At 68.8% G+C, this 18,025-nt stretch carries 19 protein-coding genes; 9 read left to right on the top strand and 10 right to left on the bottom strand.

The annotated features are described in order from the left end of the window. Nucleotides 1-26: 26 nt before the first annotated feature. The gene (locus ACFXOO_RS04095; RefSeq protein WP_378838655.1) at nt 27-1,340 is read left to right on the top strand and encodes a PhoH family protein; all 1,314 of its coding nucleotides are present in this window, start codon (nt 27-29) and stop codon (nt 1,338-1,340) included. A gap of 351 nt (nt 1,341-1,691) precedes the next feature. On the opposite strand, the gene ACFXOO_RS04100 is transcribed toward ACFXOO_RS04095, so the two are convergent. From ACFXOO_RS04100 to xseA, 7 genes are all read right to left on the bottom strand, one after another. After that, nucleotides 1,692-2,348, bottom strand: a complete 657-nt coding sequence (locus ACFXOO_RS04100) for a response regulator transcription factor (RefSeq protein WP_378838333.1) — start codon at nt 2,346-2,348, stop codon at nt 1,692-1,694. Next, nucleotides 2,345-3,874 carry a sensor histidine kinase gene (locus ACFXOO_RS04105; protein ID WP_378838336.1) on the bottom strand — a complete coding sequence of 510 codons (1,530 nt, stop codon included), beginning with the start codon at nt 3,872-3,874 and terminating at the stop codon, nt 2,345-2,347. The genes ACFXOO_RS04100 and ACFXOO_RS04105 overlap by 4 nt, the downstream gene beginning before the upstream one ends. 40 nt (nt 3,875-3,914) lie before the next feature. After that, nucleotides 3,915-5,309, bottom strand: a complete 1,395-nt coding sequence (locus ACFXOO_RS04110) for a class II fumarate hydratase (RefSeq protein ID WP_378838338.1) — start codon at nt 5,307-5,309, stop codon at nt 3,915-3,917. A 71-nt stretch (nt 5,310-5,380) separates the two neighbouring features. Beyond that, nucleotides 5,381-6,010: a carbonic anhydrase gene (locus ACFXOO_RS04115; protein WP_394563199.1), complete on the bottom strand. Its 630-nt coding sequence runs from the start codon at nt 6,008-6,010 to the stop codon at nt 5,381-5,383. A 38-nt stretch (nt 6,011-6,048) separates the two neighbouring features. Further along, entirely contained in the window at nt 6,049-6,693 is a 645-nt protein-coding gene (locus ACFXOO_RS04120) for a DUF4245 family protein (RefSeq protein ID WP_394562843.1), read from the bottom strand. Beyond that, nucleotides 6,693-6,968 (bottom strand): exodeoxyribonuclease VII small subunit, encoded by a 276-nt coding sequence (locus ACFXOO_RS04125; RefSeq protein WP_378838344.1) that lies wholly within the window; start codon nt 6,966-6,968, stop codon nt 6,693-6,695. Before ACFXOO_RS04125 ends, ACFXOO_RS04120 begins: the two co-directional genes overlap by 1 nt. A gap of 1 nt (nt 6,969) precedes the next feature. Continuing rightward, a complete protein-coding gene (gene xseA, locus ACFXOO_RS04130; RefSeq protein WP_394562844.1) occupies nt 6,970-8,274 on the bottom strand; it encodes an exodeoxyribonuclease VII large subunit in 1,305 nt (434 codons plus the stop codon). 89 nt (nt 8,275-8,363) lie between these two features. On the opposite strand from xseA, the gene ACFXOO_RS04135 reads away from it, so the two are divergent. Genes ACFXOO_RS04135 through ACFXOO_RS04145 form a run of 3 tightly spaced genes read left to right on the top strand, consistent with a single transcriptional unit; the run spans nt 8,364 to nt 10,565 of the window. Then, nucleotides 8,364-9,401, top strand: coding sequence for a 4-hydroxy-3-methylbut-2-enyl diphosphate reductase (locus tag ACFXOO_RS04135; protein WP_378838660.1), 1,038 nt, complete (start codon nt 8,364-8,366; stop codon nt 9,399-9,401). After that, nucleotides 9,398-10,012 (top strand): DUF6264 family protein, encoded by a 615-nt coding sequence (locus ACFXOO_RS04140; protein WP_378838349.1) that lies wholly within the window; start codon nt 9,398-9,400, stop codon nt 10,010-10,012. Before ACFXOO_RS04135 ends, ACFXOO_RS04140 begins: the two co-directional genes overlap by 4 nt. A 1-nt stretch (nt 10,013) precedes the next feature. Then, nucleotides 10,014-10,565 (top strand): MOSC domain-containing protein, encoded by a 552-nt coding sequence (locus ACFXOO_RS04145; RefSeq protein ID WP_378838352.1) that lies wholly within the window; start codon nt 10,014-10,016, stop codon nt 10,563-10,565. 80 nt (nt 10,566-10,645) lie between these two features. Here the strand turns inward: ACFXOO_RS04145 and fbaA are convergent, their stop codons facing one another. Next, nucleotides 10,646-11,674, bottom strand: a complete 1,029-nt coding sequence (gene fbaA / locus ACFXOO_RS04150; RefSeq protein ID WP_378838355.1) for a class II fructose-bisphosphate aldolase — start codon at nt 11,672-11,674, stop codon at nt 10,646-10,648. A 178-nt stretch (nt 11,675-11,852) separates the two neighbouring features. Between fbaA and glpX the strand changes: the two genes are divergently transcribed. Next, a complete protein-coding gene (gene glpX / locus ACFXOO_RS04155; protein ID WP_378851219.1) occupies nt 11,853-12,842 on the top strand; it encodes a class II fructose-bisphosphatase in 990 nt (329 codons plus the stop codon). Nucleotides 12,843-13,035: 193 nt separating this feature from the next. Beyond that, nucleotides 13,036-13,260, top strand: a complete 225-nt coding sequence (locus tag ACFXOO_RS04160; RefSeq protein ID WP_378838360.1) for a UDP-N-acetylmuramyl pentapeptide phosphotransferase — start codon at nt 13,036-13,038, stop codon at nt 13,258-13,260. Here ACFXOO_RS04160 and ACFXOO_RS04165 read toward each other — a convergent pair whose 3' ends face one another. Both ACFXOO_RS04165 and ACFXOO_RS04170 read right to left on the bottom strand, forming a co-directional pair. Then, nucleotides 13,261-14,553: a DNA recombination protein RmuC gene (locus ACFXOO_RS04165; protein ID WP_394562845.1), complete on the bottom strand. Its 1,293-nt coding sequence runs from the start codon at nt 14,551-14,553 to the stop codon at nt 13,261-13,263. A 66-nt stretch (nt 14,554-14,619) separates the two neighbouring features. Further along, complete coding sequence (locus ACFXOO_RS04170) at nt 14,620-15,243, bottom strand: 3'-5' exonuclease (protein ID WP_378838364.1); 624 nt, start codon at nt 15,241-15,243, stop codon at nt 14,620-14,622. 127 nt (nt 15,244-15,370) lie between these two features. Here ACFXOO_RS04170 and ACFXOO_RS04175 point away from each other — a divergent pair, with 127 nt between their 5' ends. From ACFXOO_RS04175 to ACFXOO_RS04185, 3 genes are all read left to right on the top strand, one after another. Beyond that, nucleotides 15,371-16,120 carry a class I SAM-dependent methyltransferase gene (locus ACFXOO_RS04175; protein WP_378838366.1) on the top strand — a complete coding sequence of 250 codons (750 nt, stop codon included), beginning with the start codon at nt 15,371-15,373 and terminating at the stop codon, nt 16,118-16,120. A 100-nt stretch (nt 16,121-16,220) separates the two neighbouring features. Then, nucleotides 16,221-17,294 (top strand): redox-regulated ATPase YchF, encoded by a 1,074-nt coding sequence (ychF, locus tag ACFXOO_RS04180; protein ID WP_378838368.1) that lies wholly within the window; start codon nt 16,221-16,223, stop codon nt 17,292-17,294. A gap of 40 nt (nt 17,295-17,334) precedes the next feature. Continuing rightward, the gene (locus ACFXOO_RS04185) at nt 17,335-18,018 is read left to right on the top strand and encodes an alpha/beta fold hydrolase (protein WP_394562846.1); all 684 of its coding nucleotides are present in this window, start codon (nt 17,335-17,337) and stop codon (nt 18,016-18,018) included. The last annotated feature ends 7 nt before the right edge of the window (nt 18,019-18,025 follow it).

Here is an 18,025-nt window from a genome sequence, read left to right on the forward strand (position 1 = left end):
CCAGAGCAGCACAGCAGCACAGCCGGATGATCGATGACGAGCAGGCTGAGGATCTGCGCACGTATGTGTTGGACACGTCGGTACTTCTGAGCGATCCGCGGGCGTTCTTCCGCTTCGCGGAGCACTCCGTCGTGATTCCCGTCGTCGTGATCACCGAGCTGGAAGGCAAACGGCACGACCCCGAGATCGGCTACTTCGCCCGTCAAGCCCTCCGCCACCTCGACGAGCTCCGCGTCGAGCACGGGCGCCTCGACTTCCCTGTCCCCGTCGGTGAGGGCGGCACGCTGCGCGTCGAGCTGAACAACACCGACGCCTCGGTACTGCCCTCAGGGATGCGCCTCGGCGACAACGACAGTCGCATCCTCGCCGTCGCGATGAACATCGCACAGGACGGACAGGATGTGACCGTCGTGTCGAAGGACCTGCCGATGCGCGTCAAGGCCGCGTCGCTGGGGATCACCGCCGAGGAGTACCTCGCCGAACAGGCGGTCGACTCCGGCTGGACCGGGATCGCGACGCTCGACGTGTCGGGCGATGAGCTGAGCGACCTCTACGAGAGCGACGTGGCCACGAGTGAGGGTGTTCGCGGGCTGCCGGTCAACACCGGCCTCATCGTGCACTCCGAACGCGGCTCGGCGCTCGGGCGTGTGACCGGCAACGGCTCCTACCGGCTCGTGCGCGGCGACCGCGAGGTCTTCGGAGTGCACGGCCGCTCCGCCGAGCAGCGCATCGCGATCGACCTGCTCACCGACCCCGATGTGGGCATCGTCTCGCTCGGCGGCCGTGCCGGCACGGGCAAGTCCGCGCTCGCCCTGTGCGCGGGCCTCGACGCCGTGCTCGAGCGGCAGCAGCAGAAGAAGATCATCGTCTTCCGTCCGCTGTTCGCTGTCGGCGGCCAGGAGCTCGGTTACCTGCCCGGAGACCAGGGGGAGAAGATGGGGCCGTGGGGTCAGGCGGTCTTCGACACGCTGGGCTCGGTCGTTTCGGGCAACGTGGTCGAAGAGGTCATCGACCGTGGTCTCCTCGAGGTGCTGCCGCTCACGCACATCCGGGGACGATCCCTTCACGACGCGTTCGTGATCGTCGACGAGGCGCAATCGCTCGAGCGCAACGTGCTGCTGACGGTGCTCAGCCGTATGGGGCAGAACTCCCGCGTCGTGCTGACGCATGATGTCGCTCAGCGCGACAACCTGCGGGTCGGCCGTCACGATGGCGTCGCCTCCGTCATCGAGACGCTCAAGGGTCACGACCTGTTCGGGCATGTCACGCTGATGAGGTCGGAGCGCTCCGCGATCGCCGCGCTCGTCACCGAGCTCCTGGAGGCCAGCGAGCTCGCCTGACCGCGAGAGTGTCGAGGGGCCCGGGGAGCGGCATCCCGGGCCTCTCTTCGTGCCCGGTGTGCAGTCTCTATGGATTCACCTGGATGAGAAGAGTCTCATGCGATCTGACAGCCGGACGAGCAGACCTCTGTCACCATAGATACAAGGCGCGAAAGCGCCCACGATTCCCGCTCAGGCGGGTTCCCCGTCCGTCGCAGACGACAGTCACGGCGGATAGAAGAGAAAACAACCGCGCTCCTCCCCAAGACAGTGCGGTTGAATCGGTCGGAGTCCCCCAGCTACCGACCCTTCCCAGCCCCCGACGTCCCCCAGCGTCGGGGGCTTCTTCATTGCGTGGGTGTCGTGGCGGAGCTACTCCCACCGGTAGCCCGCTCCGCGGACCGTCGTGATGTGCTGCGGGCCGAATTTGCCGCGCAGATAGCGCACGTAGACGTCGACAACGTTCGAGCCCGGATCGAAGTCCATGCCCCAGACGCGGCTCAGCAGCTGCTCTCGGCTCAGCACCTGCCCGGGATTGCGGAGGAACTGCTCGGCGAGCGCGAATTCGCGCGACGACAGATCGATCTCGCGGCCGGCGATGCTGGCCCGGCGCGACAGCACGTCGAGGGAGACATCGCCGTGCACGATCGTGATGCTCGCCGCACTGGCCGTCTCGCGCAGCCGTGAGCGGATGCGCGCGAGCAGCTCGTCGAACTTGAAGGGCTTCGCGATGTAATCGCCCGCGCCCGCATCGAGACCCGCCACCGTGTCCCGTGTGCTGGAGCGCGCGGTCAGCATGATCACAGGAACCGTCGACCCCTGACGCCGCAGTCGTCGCAGCACTTCCAGTCCGTCGATCGACGGCAGGCCGATGTCGAGGAGCACGAGGTCGACGTCGCCCGACAGCGCCTGATCGAGCGCCTCGAGGCCGTCTTCGGCGACGACCGTCGTGTAGCCCGAGGCGGCGAGACCGCGGGCGACGAACGCCGAGATACGGGACTCGTCTTCGGCGATCAGGATGTGCGTCATGCGCTGGACTCCCTCTGCAGCACCACGTCGCCGGCTCGCACGGGAGCGGGGAGCTCCGTGGCGCGAGTCCCCAGGGGGACGTGGATCGTGAACGTCGCGCCGCCGCCGATGGTGTCTCCGACCGAGCAGTGTCCGCCGTGCGCTTTCGTGATGGCGTCGACGATCGCGAGCCCGAGGCCCGAACCGCCGACGGAGCGCTTCACGTGCGCGCGGTCGAACCGACGGAAGATGCGGTGGCGAGCGGCCGGAGGAATGCCCGGACCGTGATCGCGCACCCACAGCCGCACCTCCCCGGTGTCGGTCGTGCTGCCGATCTCGATCGGAGAGTCCTCCGGCGTGTATTTGGCGGCGTTGTCGGCGAGCTGCAGCCAGGCCTGGAGCAGCCGGTCGTCGTCGCCGAAGACGGTGCCGTGGGCGCGACCGCGGATGCGCCACGTATGACCGGGAATGACGGCGACCAGCTCGCCGACCCGGTCGGTGAGGGAAGCGACATCCACCTCCTCCATCGTGAACTGGTCGGCTTCCGCTGTCGCCAGCAGATCGATGTCCTCCACCAGCCGCGTCATGCGGTCGAGTTCGGCGATCCCGATCTCGCGGGTGTTCTCGACGTCGGCCGCGTCGTTCGGGTTCATCAGCTCGAGATGCCCGCGGACGATCGTGATCGGCGTCTTGAGCTCGTGGCGCACGTCGTCGAGAAGATTCCTCTGCACGTCGACCGAGCCCTCGAGGCGGTCGAGCATCGAATTGACCGTACGCGTGAGGTCGGAGATGTCGTCGTTGCCCTGCGTGGGCAGGCGTGCGCCGAGGTCGGTGATCGTGATGGAGTCGGCCGTGTCGCGCAGCTGGCGGAGCGGCCCGAGGAGGCGACCGGCCACGAACCAGCAGACGATGCCGATCGCGATGAGCATCACGACGGCCGCGATGGCGTAGATGAGGAAGGACCAGGTGACGGGGGCGAGTTCTGCGTCCAGGTCAACGGCGCGGACGAAGAGCGCCTCCCGGTCGTCGCCCGCCACACTGATCGGCACGGCGATGTAGCGGAGCGTCCCTTCGGGAGTGGTCGCGCTCGCCGGGACACCACCGCCGTCGCGCGTCGCCTCCTGCGCCAGAAACGAGATCACTCCGGTGTCGGCGGAGATGGAGAAGCCCGAGAGCTCGGGGGGCTGAAACCGTGCGACCCCATCGATGATGCCGACGGATGCCTCGTTCCGGGCCAGCACCACCCTGCCCACGACGTCGCCGAGATAGTCCGACACCGAGGTGTATCGGGTCGGGTCGGGGATCTCGGTGACCGTCGTGACGTCCGACGGCGCGGCATCCGTCCCGCCCCCCGACGGTGCACCGTCGCCGGCCGGAGACACACTCGCCACCTGACTGATGAGCCGTGTATCGATGTCGGCCAGCACCCGTTCACGTTGGACGAGGAAAGTGATGGCGCCCACGATCGCCAAACCGACGCACGCCACGGCGAGGATCGCCCCCAGAATCCGTACGCGCGCCGATACGGGTCTCGGCGTGCGAGTCACACCCTGATTATTGCGCGAGAACGCTCCGCGTGGGCATCGATCACCCGGGATGGGTCATCGAGAGCAGATCGAGCTTCTCGTCGAGTTGCGCGAGGGTGAGGTCGCCACGCTCCACGTAGCCCAGATCGATGACCGCTTCGCGCACCGTGATGCCCTGGGCGACGGCGTGCTTGGCGATCTTCGCGGCGGCCTCGTAGCCGATGAGCTTGTTGAGTGGGGTCACGATCGAGGGCGACATCCCCGCGAGCGCGGCGGCGCGCTCGAGGTTCGCCTCGAGGCCGTCGATGGTCTTGTCGGCCAGGACCCGCATGGCGTTGGAGAGCAAGCGGATCGACTCGAGCAGCGCGGTACCCATCACGGGGATCGCGACGTTCAGCTCGAACGAGCCCGACGCGCCGGCCCACGCCACGGTGGCGTCGTTGCCGATCACCCGCGCGCACACCATCAGGGTCGCCTCAGGCACGACCGGGTTGACCTTGCCGGGCATGATGGAAGAACCGGGCTGGAGGTCGGGGATGTGCAGCTCGCCGAGCCCGGTGTTGGGGCCGGAGCCCATCCAGCGGAGGTCGTTGTTGATCTTGGTCAGCGAAACCGCAATGGTGCGCAGGGCGCCGGATGCCTCGACCAGGCCGTCGCGGTTCGCCTGGGCCTCGAAATGGTCCTTGGCCTCGGTGATCGGCAGCTCGGTCTCGGCGGTCAGCAGCTCGATGACCTTCTGGGGGAATCCGATGGGAGTGTTGATCCCGGTGCCGACAGCCGTTCCGCCCAGGGGCACCTCGCCGACGCGGGGGATGACCGCCTGCACGCGCTCGATGCCGAGGCGCACCTGACGGGCGTAGCCGCCGAACTCCTGGCCGAGCGTCACCGGGGTCGCGTCCATCAAGTGGGTGCGGCCCGACTTGACGGCATCCTTCCAGAGCTCCGCCTTCGCTTCGAGCGAGACGGCGAGGTGATCGAGGGCCGGGATGAGGTCGTCGATGAGAGCCTGCGTCACCGCGATGTGCACGGAGGTCGGGAAGACGTCGTTGGAGGACTGCGAGGCGTTGACGTGGTCGTTCGGGTGCACCGGCGCACCGAGCGAGCGCGTCGCGAGGGCCGCGAGCACCTCGTTCATGTTCATGTTCGAGGACGTCCCGCTGCCGGTCTGGTAGGTGTCGACGGGGAACTGATCGTCGTGGACGCCCGTGATGACCTCGTCCGCCGCCGCGGCGATCGCGTCGGCGATGGCGGCGTCGAGCGTGCCCAGTTCTTTGTTGGCGAGCGCTGCGGACTTCTTGATACGCGCGAGCGCAGCGATCTGGGCGCTCTCGAGGCCTTTGCCCGAGATGGGGAAGTTCTCGACCGCGCGCTGCGTCTGCGCGGCGTACAGGGCGTCCTTCGGGACGCGGACCTCTCCCATCGTGTCGCGTTCGATGCGGTATTCGGTGTCAGTCACGTCGTCGTTCCTTCGAGATGGGGCTTGTTCGTGCGGAGATCGTGCAGTTCGCTGCCGTGGCGAGCGGAAAATCAGGCGGACACGTCTGCGCGCTCGTCGCGAGCGGCGCCGACGATGATGTCGGGGATCGCAGTGCCCTCGTCGAGACGGTAATTCGCACCGACGATCGCCAGTCGACCCTCCTCGACCGCATCGCGGATCAGATCCGAGGAGTGCATGAGCTCGGCGACCGTGTCGCGCAGGTGCTCGCGTCCGACGCGCTCGGCGTCGATGTCGTCGACCGGTCGGCCTTCGGCAGCGCCGTCGCGCACGACGCGGCGCACCGCGGGGACGATCGGCGCGATGAGTCGCCAGATGTGCGGGGGCAGCTCGGGGGAGTCGGGCTTGGTGCTGTCGATCGCGGCGCGGACCGCGCCGCAGGCATCGTGGCCCAGGACGATGATGAGCGGCACATCGAGGACGGCCACGGCGTATTCGAGGCTGCCGACGACGGAGTCGGAGATCACCTGCCCGGCGTTGCGGACCACGAATAGGTCGCCGAGGCCCTTGTCGAAGATGATCTCGGCGGCCAGTCGCGAGTCGGCACAGCCGAACAGGGCCGCACGCGGCTTCTGCGCCGCTGCGAGCACGTGACGCCGTTCGACGTCCTGTCGGGGGTGCCGCGGTTCGCCCGCGACGAAACGGGCGTTGCCGCGTCGCATCTCGTCCCACACCGTTCCGGGATCGGGTCGCTCGTCGGTCACTCTGCCTCCTGGCGAAGTTCGCGGATCTGTTCGCTGACGGATGAGGCTGCGGCGTCCAGCGCTTCCTGCGAGGACGTGCCGTAGACCATGACCGTGTCGCGCCCGGCCTGCGTGCTGAGGGCTGCGGAGATGTTGCCGGCCGCCTCGGGGTTCGCGATGCGGTAGCTGGTCCACTCGATCCCGTCGATGGTGACCGTGTCGTCCGCGCCTGCACCGTTGAGCACTCGCGTCGGCCACGCGGCGTCGGCGTCGAACCCCTGCGCGATGCGGAGGAACCCGGATGCCTCGTCGGGGGCATAGACGACCGTCCAGGCCGCGACGGCGTCGCCCTCGACGGCTGCGCCGTTCACCGTCCAGCTTTCGGGGACCGCGGGCACGATGACGGTGCGCTCCAGGTTCGACGAGACGGACTGTGCGACGGCGGACACGTCGAGCGCGGCGCGCGGCGCGGGCTGGCCGCGCGGCACGGCGAAGATGATGACGGCCACCACGGCAAGCGTCACCAGAAGTGCCGCGACGAGGTTACGGGTGGTCTGGCTGGAGCGGTAGACGCGGGACGACTCGGCTTTGCGCGCGGCGGTCTCGCCCGCCGTTTCGGGTCTGCCGAGTTCGGCCACCACGCGGGAGGACGACGAGGCCATCATCGTGCCTCGGTGTCATCGTGTCGAGGGGGGCCGCCACGGCCTGCGTCGTCGCTCGCGCGCGCCGCGTCGAGGCGTCGCTTGGCACCGAGGAGCCACTCCTCGCAGCGGGCGGCCAGGGCCTCGCCGCGTTCCCACAGCGAAAGCGACTGCTCGAGGGTGGGCGCGCCCTGCTCGAGTTCGGCGACGACGCGCATGAGCTCGTCGCGCGCCTGCTCGAACGAGAGTTCGGCGACCTCCGCGACATCCCCGTTCGACAGCGTCATAGCCTCCATCTTAGGCCGATCGGTCCGCATCCACGGCCGGGGCCGACTCGGCGATCTCGCCCTCCGAGCGGGCCGCGAGTGATCCGCGCTCAAGCGTGACGATGACGCGCGAACCTGCCGGCGCCTGAAGGGCGTCGCGCACGATCACCCCGTCGGCGAGGTGGGTGATGGCGTAGCCCCGGGCCAGCGTGGCGGCGGGGGAGAGCGCCCGCAGCGTGGCCCGCAGTTCGGCGGTGCGGCGCGCCTGCGTCTCGATGCGGCGATCGACGATGTCGCGCCCTCGCGACACCTGCATCCACAGTTCCTGCGCCCGGCCGTCGATCATCGACGAGGGCGCGCGCAGCACCGGGCGCGAACGCAGCTGCTCCAGCTGCAGGATGTCGTGCCGCACGCGCTGCGTGAGGCGCGTCGACAGTCGGGCGCGGAGGTCGCGGACGACGGCGCGCTGCTCGGCGACGTCGGGCACGACCCGCTTGGCGGCATCGGTCGGCGTCGAAGCACGGAGGTCCGCGACGTCATCCAGCAGAGGCCGGTCGTTCTCATGTCCGATCGCGCTGACGACGGGTGTGGATGCCGCGGCCACCGCTCGCAGCAGGCGTTCATCGCTGAATCCGAGCAGGGTCTGCGGATCGCCACCGCCGCGCGCGATGATGATGACGTCGACCGCGGGGTCGGCATCGAGCGCCTTCAGGGCGGCCAGCGTCTCGGGAACACAGCGGTCACCCTGCACGGCGGCATATCGGACGCGGAACTGCACGTGCGGCCAGCGCAGCTCGGAGTTGCGCAGGACGTCTTTCTCGGCATCCGATCGCTCGCCGGTGATCAGTCCGATGGTGTGCGGTAGGAACGGAAGCCGCTTCTTGCGGGCGGCGTCGAACAGACCCTCGGAACGCAGCTGCGCGCGCAGGCGCTCGAGGCGTTCCCACTGGTCGCCGAGCCCGACGTGGCGCATCGACGAGACCGCGAAGGTGAAGTCTCCGGTTTTGGGGAAGAAGTCGGCCTTGACGCACGCGATGACGTGATCGCCGGATTTCAGGTCGTCCGGCAGCCGCTGAAGCGTGCTCGACCAGATGCGGAACGAGATCGTCGACCCGCCGGCCAGGTCTTTGAGGCGTCCGAAGACGTTCCCCCCTCGGACGTTCCAGGAGGTGATCTCGCCTTCGACCCAGACCGAGCCCCACTTGTCGATGAAACCGCGGATGGTGTCGTTCAGGCGCGACACCGACGTGGGCGCCGCCTGACTCGACTCTCGCGGGTGCACGGAGTCGGCGGGGGGTGCCTCACCGGGCACGATGGCGGGCTGGAACGAGGTCATCTGGTCCTTCGTGGTCCGGGCGGCGGCGCACTCAGCCAGTGCACCGGTGCCCCCCGTAGAATCAAGGGGTGAGCACATCTGCCGTACGAATGCCCATTCCCCGCATTCCACAGCGGCGCGAGCGCCTCAAGGATATCCCCGTGGTCGGACGCAAGCGTGTGCTGCTGGCCGCGCCCCGTGGCTACTGCGCGGGTGTGGACCGCGCCGTGATCGCTGTGGAGAAGGCGCTGGAGCGCTTCGGCGCCCCCGTCTACGTGCGCAAGCAGATCGTGCACAACATCCACGTCGTGACCGAGCTCGAATCGCAGGGCGCGATCTTCGTCGACGAGGTCGACGAAGTCCCCGAGGGTGCGCACGTCGTCTTCAGTGCGCACGGGGTGTCGCCCGCTGTGGTCGCCGAGGCCGCCGACCGCGGTCTGCAGGCGATCGACGCGACGTGCCCGCTCGTGACGAAGGTCCACCGCGAGGCCGTGCGGTTCGCCCGCGACGACTTCGAGATCCTGCTGATCGGCCACGAAGGTCACGAAGAGGTCGAGGGGACGGCCGGTGAAGCCCCCGAGCATGTCACCGTCGTCAACTCGCCCGATCACGCCGATCTGATCGAGGTGCGCGATCCGTCGCGCGTGGTGTGGCTGTCACAGACCACGCTCTCGGTGGACGAGACGATGGAGACGGTCCGTCGGCTTCGGGTGCGCTTCCCGCAGCTGCAGGATCCGCCCTCGGACGACATCTGCTACGCGACGCAGAACCGTCAGGTGGCGATCAAGAAGGTGGCGAAGAACGCCGACCTCGTGATCGTCGTCGGCTCGGCGAATTCGTCGAACAGCGTGCGTCTGGTGGAGGTCGCACTCGAGTACGGGGCGAAGGCGGCGTACCGCGTCGACTACGCCGACGAGGTCAAGCAGGAATGGCTCGACGGCGTCGAGACGGTCGGCGTCACGAGCGGAGCGTCCGTTCCCGACGTTCTCGTGCAGCAGGTGCTGGAGGAGCTCTCGGGCGCGGGGTACCGCGACGTCGAAGAGGTCAAGACCGCCGAGGAGGACCTGATCTTCTCGCTGCCGAAGGAACTGCGGCAGGACTCGTCGGGCAAGCGCGACGAGCGCGCTCTCGGCGGGAGGCGCGTGTGAGCGCCTCCTCGACCGAGCCGGAATCACGTCCCCGTCCGGAGTACGGCGAATACGCGACCATCGAGGAGCAGCGCGCACGGATCGCTCAGCCCGATGTGACCGCGGCGCTCGATGCAGGGGAGGCGGTTCGCGCGGACCCCGTCTCCGCACCGGTGGCCCCCGCGGGGTCCCCGGTCGCCGAGCCCGCCCCCGGTCGGCCGGTGGGGCCCGCCGGGAAGTCCGCTCGCGCAGGTGCCCGACCGGGCGCGGCCAACCGCATCGCGACGCTGGGTCTGCTCGCGTACGGACTGGTGTCGGTCGTGTCGACCGTGATCTCGCTCGGCGACTTCGGCACGTACTCCTCGACCATGCTTTCGCTGATGGGCATCGACGCGACACTCGCGGATCCGGATGCCGCGAAGGGCTGGGTTTTCGCGGGCATGCTCGTGCTCGGCATCGGCTGGCTGCTCACGGCGGTGGTGTCCTGGCGGGTCATGCGCCGGGGGAGGCTCTCGTGGTGGATTCCGCTCGTCGGTGCGCTCGTGTTCAGCATGGCGTCCGGTGCTCTGATCGCCGTGCCGCTGACGACCGACCCGGGCATCATGAACGCACTGTCGAACCTGGCGGGATGACGTGGGTCGTCTGATCGCCGTCTGCGCTGTGCGCGGACTACGACCGGATGCCGGTTCGGAGGGCGTCACCGGGATCGACAAGGCAGCGCTGCAGGGACCGGTGCGGGTGGGGCCGTACGGAGTGCGCGGTGATGTACAGGTCAGCCGCAAACATCACGGTGGTCTCCTCAAGGCCGTCTACGCCTATGCCCATGAGGATGCCTCGTTCTGGGAGGAGCAGCTCGGTCGAGAGCTCGCACCCGGATGGTTCGGTGAGAACCTGCGTACCGAGGGCATCGAGGTGAATGCGTCGCGCATCGGCGACATCTGGCAGATCGGCGAGCGTCTTCGGCTCGAAGTGACCATGCCGCGGACGCCGTGCGCGACGTTCGCGCGCTGGGTCGGCGGGAGCGAGCAGCGCGGGTGGGTCAAGCGATTCGCCGGCGAGCGGCGTCTGGGCCCGTACCTCCGAGTCGTCCGTGCCGGCGAGGTGCAGGCGGGCGACGAGATCGAGATCGTTCCCGCTCCCGCCGGCGCACCCGGTCTGCTCGACACCTTCTCCTGGCCGGCCTGACGTCTGCGCACTGATGCCGATGGAAGAGCGGATGCCGCGACCCGAGGGCCGCGGCATCCGCTCTTTCACGGGCTGAGACCCTAGGACTGCGACTTGCCCGCAGACCCGAGCTGCTGCGTCGCCTCGACGACGCGCGCGGCCATGGCCGACTCGGCCACCTTGCCCCACGCCCGCGGGTCGTAGGCCTTCTTGTTGCCCACTTCGCCGTCGACCTTCAGCACGCCGTCGTAGTTGCTGAACATGAAGCCCGCGACCGACCGGGTGAACGCGTACTGGGTGTCGGTGTCGATGTTCATCTTGATCACGCCGTTGGCGACGGCCGTCGCGATCTCCTCGGAGGTCGAGCCGCTGCCACCGTGGAAGACGAGGTCGAGCGGCTTCGGGCCGGTACCGAACTTCGCCGCGATGCCCTCTTGGATCTCGCCGAGCAGTTCGGGGCGCAGCTTCACATTGCCGGGCTTGTAGACGCCGTGCACGTTGCCGAACGTCAGAGCCGCGATCCACCGTCCCTGGTCGCCCAGTCCGAGCGCCTCGACGGCCGCGCTCACGTCGGCGACCGTCGTGTAGAGCGCCTCGTTCGAGCCCTCGTGCTTGACGCCGTCCTCCTCGCCGCCGACCACGCCGATCTCGACTTCGAGGATCGCGTTGATCGCCTTCATGCGGGGGAGCAGTTCTTTCGCGATGTCGATGTTCTCGGTGAGGGGCACAGCCGAGCCGTCCCACATGTGCGACTGGAAAATGGGCTGGCCACCGTCGGCGACGACCTTCTCGGATGCGGCGATCAGCGGCAGCACGAAGTCCTCGAGCGCCGGCTTGGGGCAGTGATCGGTGTGCAGGGCGACCGTGATCGGGTAGCTCTTGGCGACCTCGTGCACGAACGCCGCGAACGCGAGCGCGCCGGTCGCCCGGGCCTTCACGGTGTGGCCGGCGAAGTAGTCGGCACCCCCGGTGGTGACCTGGAGGATGCCGTCCGAGCCCGCCTCGGTGAGGCCCTGCAGCACGGCGTTGACCGACTGCGAACTGGCGGCGTTGATCGCGGGGTAGGCGAAGCCACCTGCCTTCGCGCGGTCCAGCATTTCGGCGTACTGCTCGGGGGTGGCGACGGGCATGTGGGGGCTCCTTGCATCAGTCGGGCGTTGACCGTCACTCTATCGAAGCGCGTCGCGCCGGGTACGACGGATGCCGTGACCGCCCAGTTCTTCGCCAGGCTAAAGATCGTCGATTCCTTCGCAGCGAACGCCCGCCCTCGCCCCGTCCGGTCGTGGCCCGATGGCTAGGCTGAGCCTCATGGTGAGCCTTACCGCGGACATGAGTCCCCTGCATCCCGACCGAAATCTGGCACTGGAACTCGTGCGTGCCACGGAGGCGGCGGCCATCCGCGCGGTGCCGTTCATCGGGCGGGGTGACAAGGAGGCGGCCGACGGTGCCGCCGTCGACGCGATGCGCGCCTTCCTCACCACGGTGAGCTTCGACGGCACGATCGTGATCGGCGAGGGGGAGAAGGACAACGCTCCGATGCTGTTCAACGGGGAGCACGTGGGCAACGGGCGCGGCCCGCAGTGCGACATCGCCGTGGACCCCATCGATGGGACGTCGCTCACGGCCACCGGACGCAACAACGCCCTGTCGGTGATCGCCGTCGCCGACCACGACGCGATGCTGGACGCTTCGTCGGTGTTCTACATGGACAAGCTCGTGACGGGTCCCGCGGGCGTCGGCGTCGTCGACATCCGTCTTCCCGTGGCCGAGAACATCCGTCTGCTCGCCAAGGCGCTCGGCAAGCCCGTCGACGAGATGGTGGTCTCGGTACTGCACCGTCCGCGACACGACAAGCTCATCCAGGAGATCCGCGATGCGGGCGCCGGCACCCGTCTGATGTCCGACGGCGACGTCGCCGGTGGCATCAACGCCGCGCGTCACAACGCGCGCACGGACATGTGCATCGGCGTGGGTGGTTCGCCGGAGGGGATCGTGACGGCGTGCGCCATCAAGGCGCTCGGAGGGCACATCCAGGGTGTGCTGTGGCCGCGCGACGACGACGAGAAGCAGAAGGGCATGGATGCCGGACTCAAGCTCGACGGTCACGTCTACGAGGCCGAGGGCCTCGTGAAGGGCAAGAACACGATCTTCGTCGCCACAGGTGTGACCGAAGGCCAGCTCGTCGCAGGCGTGCAGCGTGCCGGCGAGTTCCTCTACACCGAGAGCGTCGTGCTCCGCGGTTCTTCGGGCACGCTCCGTCGCATCACCTCGGAGCACCTCGTCTCGAAGTGGCTCTGACGACCGCCTGACCGGGGCTGGTGCCTCCCGGAGACCACGTCTGCGAGGGACGCAGGTGGGGCGTGCGTGACGGGTGGGGAAGATGTGGCGATCGTGACCGCGTCGTGATGCTCGCGCCGCGGGTTGTCTGGCAGAATCGTACGCAGAGTCAACGGAGACGCTCAGTTTTTCCGATGCCCGAAGGGGATGGTTCATGTCCACGCAGGTGAACGGCTCGATGATCGGCGGATCCGCTCCGCAGACGGGCGCGCAGGCCGTGATCGCGGACGCGATCGATCCGGCCCGTCGTCCCGACGTGTTCTTCCGTGTGCGTCGCGACGAGGGCCACCAGATGAGCGCGTGGTGGATGATCGGCGCCTTCGTCGGCGTGTCGATCACGGTCGTGGCGCTCCTCAGCCTGGTTCCCGGCGGAATCTGATCAGAGGCGGCCCCTGAGGTCGCCCACATCCGCGTGCAGGGGAGCAGACGCGTCGTCATCGCCCGGGTCCAGCGCTTCGAGCATCTCGGGTGCGGTGAACCGCCGAGCGGACTTCTCGATCACCGGAGGCGCGGCAAGCGCGTCGAGCTTCGTCTCGTCCATGCCCGGGAAGCGGCGTGCGCTGACCAGCACGCGACCCTCGAGCGATCCGACGAACCGGTTGTAGCTGTCCACCGTGCGCTCGATCGCCTTCCGCATCTCCTCGGCGTGGCCGGCCAGGCCGCCGATGCGCTCGTACAGCTGCGTGCCGAGATCGAAGAGTGCGCGCGCCTCCTGCGACACCTCCTGCTGCGTCCAGGTGTAGGCGACGGTCTTCAGCACCGCCCACAGATTCACCGGCGACGCGAGCGCGACCCGCTTGCTGAATGCGTAGTCGAGCAGCGACGGATCCTCCTCCAGCGCTGCCGCCAGGAGCGACTCGCTGGGGAGGAAGCAGACCACGAATTCGGGGCTCGAGTCCAGCCCCGCCCAGTACGTCTTCTTCGCGAGCGCATCCACGTGCGCGCGCACGGCTCGCACGTGCTTGGCAAGGAGGCCCTTGCGTCGCGCCTCCTCCTCCCCGACGGCGGTCACCGGTATCGCAGACGCCTCCAGGTAGGCGTCCAGCGGCACCTTGGCGTCGACCGCCAGTGACTTCGCCCCCGGCATGCGGATCACCATGTCGGGCCGGCCGGCTCCGGCATCGGTGCTGATGGAGGATTGCGTATCGAAATCGACGTAGCGCGTGAGGCCGGCGGCCTCGACCACGCGTCGCAGCTGCGTTTCGCCCCAGACGCCGCGAGTCGCTCCCGAGCGCAAGGCGCCGGCCAAGGATTCGGTCGTTGCTCTCAGCGCCTCGCCCGACTCGTGCCCGAGGCGCAGCTGTTCGGCCAGCGCTCCGTACTGGCTGTGCCGGTCGCGCTCGAGCATGTCGACCTTGTCGCGCATGGCCTGCAGCGTCTCCTGCACCGGGGCGAGGGCGCGCAGCACGGCCTGCTCGCGTCGCTCGCGCTCGTCGCGCTGGGCTTGATCGGCGCGCGCCTGGCCCGCCCAGTCCCGTGTGACGGCGATCTGCCGGTCGAGTTCGGCCCGGTGCGCCTGCGCGAGGGCATCGGCGGCTGCCACGCGGGCGGTCAGCTCGACGCGCTCGTGCGCCGCGCGGGTCGTGGCGCGGGCGAGCCCGCAGAACCACCCCGCGAGCGCCCCGAGCACGAGGCACCCGATGACGAGCGCCGAAACGGTGAGGGCATCCATGCGTTCAGCATGCCCTCGGCCTCCGACATGAGCGGGTCGGCGCGCGGCCGACCACGCTGTGCCGGTTCAGGCGACGGCGACGACCGTCCTCGCGCCGAAGACCGGCTCGACGATCGGCTCGGACGGGTGGATGCGGCCCAGCCGCACACCCGTGCGCTCGGCGAGGGTCTCGATGTCGGTCGCGCCCCGTCGCGCTGCGGCATCGATCATGATGTGAGCGCAGGCGAGGGCGTCGGCCACCGCATCGTGGTGAGGGAAGTCGAGGAATCCCGCCTGCGCGGCCACGGAGGGCAACCGGTACGAATCGAGGGTGTAGACCTTGCGCGCGACCTGCAGGCTGCACGCGTAGCGGTACGGCGGGCACAGGTCGCCGGTCGCATCGCAGGCCCGGCGCAGCACGGCCATGTCGAATCCCGCGTTGTGCGCGACGAGGACGTCCGCACCGGCGAAGGCGGCGATGTCGTCGAGCTGGTCGGTCCAGGTCTTGGCGTCGTGCACATCCTCTTCGCGGATGCCGTGGATGCCGATGTTCAGCTCGAAGAAGCGGTCGTGACCGGGGGGCGGCTTGATCAGCCAGCCGCTCTGCGCGACGATCTTCCCGTCCCGCACCCGGACCAGCCCGACCGCGCACGCCGACGCGGTGCTCGAATTCGCCGTCTCGAAGTCGATGGCGGTGAAATCCAGAGGCACTCCCTCAGGGTCACCGTGCGGGGGTGAACCGCGGGGCAGGCGCGCCGGGATCGGTTCGATCGGCACGGCCGGTGGCGCCCCTCCGCCTGCGCGATCTGCGCCGCTCCGGAAAGCTAAAGTCGGTCGCATGGCGACACGCGATGAGATGTCCCGCTCCTTCGGCGCGGCGGCGGGGGTGTACGAGTCAGGACGGCCCGACTACCCGACCGAGGCCGTGCAGTGGCTTCTGGAGCCGATGCGGGAACCCGGCCGGGCACTGCGCGTGGCTGATGTGGGGGCGGGCACAGGCAAACTGACCCGGGTGATCGCCGGTCTCGGCGACGATGTCGTCGCGATCGACCCCGACTCCGAGATGCTCGCCGCCCTCCACGCGGCGGTCCCCGGGGTGCCGACGTTCGTCGGAACCGCCGAGCGGATGCCGCTCCCCGACGCGTCGCTCGATGCGGTCGTACTCGGCCAGGCGTGGCACTGGGTCGACGCGATCCGAGGCTCGCTCGAAGTGGGGCGTGTGCTGCGCTCGGGTGGCATGCTCGGACTCATCTGGAACGTGCGCGACGAGCGCCTCCCGTGGGTGCGACGTATGAGCGAGATCATGCACGGCAGCTCGGCGGAGCAGATGCTGGCCGACGGCCACCCGCCCGTGGCCCCGCCGTTCTCGACCCTCGACGAGCAGGTCTGGGGATGGACGCGTCCGATGTCGCGGGGCGCGCTGCAGGACATGGCGCGCTCGCGCAGCTACGTCATCACCGCCGCACCCGAGGAGAAGGAGCGCATCGAGACCGAACTCGACCTCCTCTTCGACGAGATCGGCGTGGTCGGCGGGTCGACGATCGAGCTGCCGTACGTGACGAAGGCGTATCGGGCGCAGCGCCCCTGACACCGCGCCGCCTGATCGCCGGCATCGGCGTGGTCGACGGCGCGCACCGGCGGCCCGACGCCCGGTGATCTCCGAGTCCACCCACGTAGAATGGACTCCCGTGGCTCTCACTATCGGCATCGTCGGCCTGCCCAACGTCGGCAAGTCCACCCTCTTCAACGCACTGACCAAGAACGACGTGCTCGCGGCGAACTATCCGTTCGCGACGATCGAGCCGAATGTCGGAGTCGTGAACCTCCCCGACCCGCGGCTGGCGAAGCTCGCCGAGGTCTTCCACTCGGAGCGCATCCTGCCCGCGACGGTGTCGTTCGTCGACATCGCCGGCATCGTCCGCGGTGCGAGCGAGGGGGAGGGTCTCGGCAACCAGTTCCTGGCCAACATCCGTGAGGCGGATGCGATCGCCCAGGTCGTGCGCGGTTTCACCGACGACGACGTCGTGCACGTCGACGGAAACGTCGATCCGAAGAACGATCTCGAGACGATCAACGCCGAACTCATGCTCGCCGACCTCCAGACACTCGAGAAGGCGATCCCGCGCCTCGAGAAGGACGTGAAGGGCAAACGCGCGGAGCCCGCAGCGCTCGAGGCGGCCGTGGCGGCGAAGGACGCGCTCGAACGGGGCACGCTGGTCTCGCAGTCGGGCGTCGATCTCGCGCAGATCAGGGACCTGGGCCTCATGACCGCGAAGCCCTACATCTACGTGTTCAACGTCGACGAGAAAGTGCTGACGGATGCTGCGCGCCTGGCCGAGCTCCAGGCGCTGGTCTCGCCCGCGCACGCGGTGTTCCTGGACGCGAAGATCGAGTCGGAGCTCATCGACCTCGATCCCGCGGACGCCGCGGAGCTGCTCGCATCGACGGGGCAGGAGGAGTCGGGCATCGACCAGCTCGCGCGGATCGGCTTCGACACGCTCGGACTGCAGACGTACTTGACCGCCGGGCCCAAGGAATCTCGGGCGTGGACGATACCGAAGGGTTCGAAGGCCCCTCAGGCCGCGGGCGTCATCCACACGGACTTCGAGAAGGGGTTCATCAAGGCGGAGGTCATCTCCTTCGAGGACCTCATCGAGACCGGGTCGGTGCTCGAAGCCCGGTCGAAGGGCAAAGCCCGCCTCGAGGGCAAGGACTACGTCATGAAGGACGGCGACGTGGTCGAGTTCCGCTTCAACAATTGATGTTCCGCCGAGTTCGGCCGCCAAAGACGAGGAGATGACGATGACCGACACGCAGACCTTCGAGCCCGAGGGTCGGGCGATCCCGTTCGCCGTCGAGGGCGCCGGACCGGGCGTGGTCTTGATCGCCGGCGCGGGCCTGAACATCTCCTACCTGAACGCCCTTGCGCATTCGGTCGCGATGGAGGACTTCCGGGTCGTGCGGATCGGGTCGCGGAGGCCTTCGAAGGACGAGGATGCCGCGGACCGCGTGCCCGTGACGATCGAGGATCTCGCTCGGGACGTCGTGGACGTGCTCGACCACCTCGGAATGGATCACGCCTGGGTGGGCGGCCACGGCTTCGGCGGGTCTGTCGCCCGGGTCGTGGCGCTGGGGCACCACGACCGCGTCAACGGCGTGCTGCTGCTCGGCGTCGAATCGGACGGCACCGTCGATGCCCCCGACCTCGCCGAAGTGCCGGAGCGGTTCCGAGACTCCGAGGTGGAGGCTCTCCAGCGCGCCGCCCGAGGGACGGGCGGATCCTCGGCACTGGTCGCGGACGTCCCCGTGCTGATCATCCAGGGCGCCGAGGATCCGATCACCCCGCCGGCCAACGGTGACGCGCTCAAGCAATCCGCGCCGGACCGCGTGAGCGTCGTGCGCGTCGAGGGTGCCGGTCACATGTTCCCTGCCACGCATGTCGGTGCGACATCCTGGGCCATCGAGGACTATCTCGACTGGGATTGACGAGCCG

The organism is Microbacterium sp. P03 (genome assembly GCF_043556235.1).
Lineage (GTDB): Bacteria > Actinomycetota > Actinomycetes > Actinomycetales > Microbacteriaceae > Microbacterium.

Coding starts and splice junctions, on each gene's coding strand:
- ACFXOO_RS04095 (WP_378838655.1), top strand. CDS start 27: ATGATCGATGACGAGCAGGCTGAGGATCTGCGCACGTATGTGTTGGAC.
- ACFXOO_RS04100 (WP_378838333.1), bottom strand. CDS start 2,348: ATGACGCACATCCTGATCGCCGAAGACGAGTCCCGTATCTCGGCGTTC.
- ACFXOO_RS04115 (WP_394563199.1), bottom strand. CDS start 6,010: ATGCGACGCGGCAACGCCCGTTTCGTCGCGGGCGAACCGCGGCACCCC.
- ACFXOO_RS04120 (WP_394562843.1), bottom strand. CDS start 6,693: ATGGCCTCGTCGTCCTCCCGCGTGGTGGCCGAACTCGGCAGACCCGAA.
- ACFXOO_RS04125 (WP_378838344.1), bottom strand. CDS start 6,968: ATGGAGGCTATGACGCTGTCGAACGGGGATGTCGCGGAGGTCGCCGAA.
- xseA (WP_394562844.1), bottom strand. CDS start 8,274: ATGACCTCGTTCCAGCCCGCCATCGTGCCCGGTGAGGCACCCCCCGCC.
- ACFXOO_RS04135 (WP_378838660.1), top strand. CDS start 8,364: ATGCCCATTCCCCGCATTCCACAGCGGCGCGAGCGCCTCAAGGATATC.
- fbaA (WP_378838355.1), bottom strand. CDS start 11,674: ATGCCCGTCGCCACCCCCGAGCAGTACGCCGAAATGCTGGACCGCGCG.
- glpX (WP_378851219.1), top strand. CDS start 11,853: ATGGTGAGCCTTACCGCGGACATGAGTCCCCTGCATCCCGACCGAAAT.
- ACFXOO_RS04160 (WP_378838360.1), top strand. CDS start 13,036: ATGTCCACGCAGGTGAACGGCTCGATGATCGGCGGATCCGCTCCGCAG.
- ACFXOO_RS04165 (WP_394562845.1), bottom strand. CDS start 14,553: ATGGATGCCCTCACCGTTTCGGCGCTCGTCATCGGGTGCCTCGTGCTC.
- ACFXOO_RS04175 (WP_378838366.1), top strand. CDS start 15,371: ATGGCGACACGCGATGAGATGTCCCGCTCCTTCGGCGCGGCGGCGGGG.
- ACFXOO_RS04185 (WP_394562846.1), top strand. CDS start 17,335: ATGACCGACACGCAGACCTTCGAGCCCGAGGGTCGGGCGATCCCGTTC.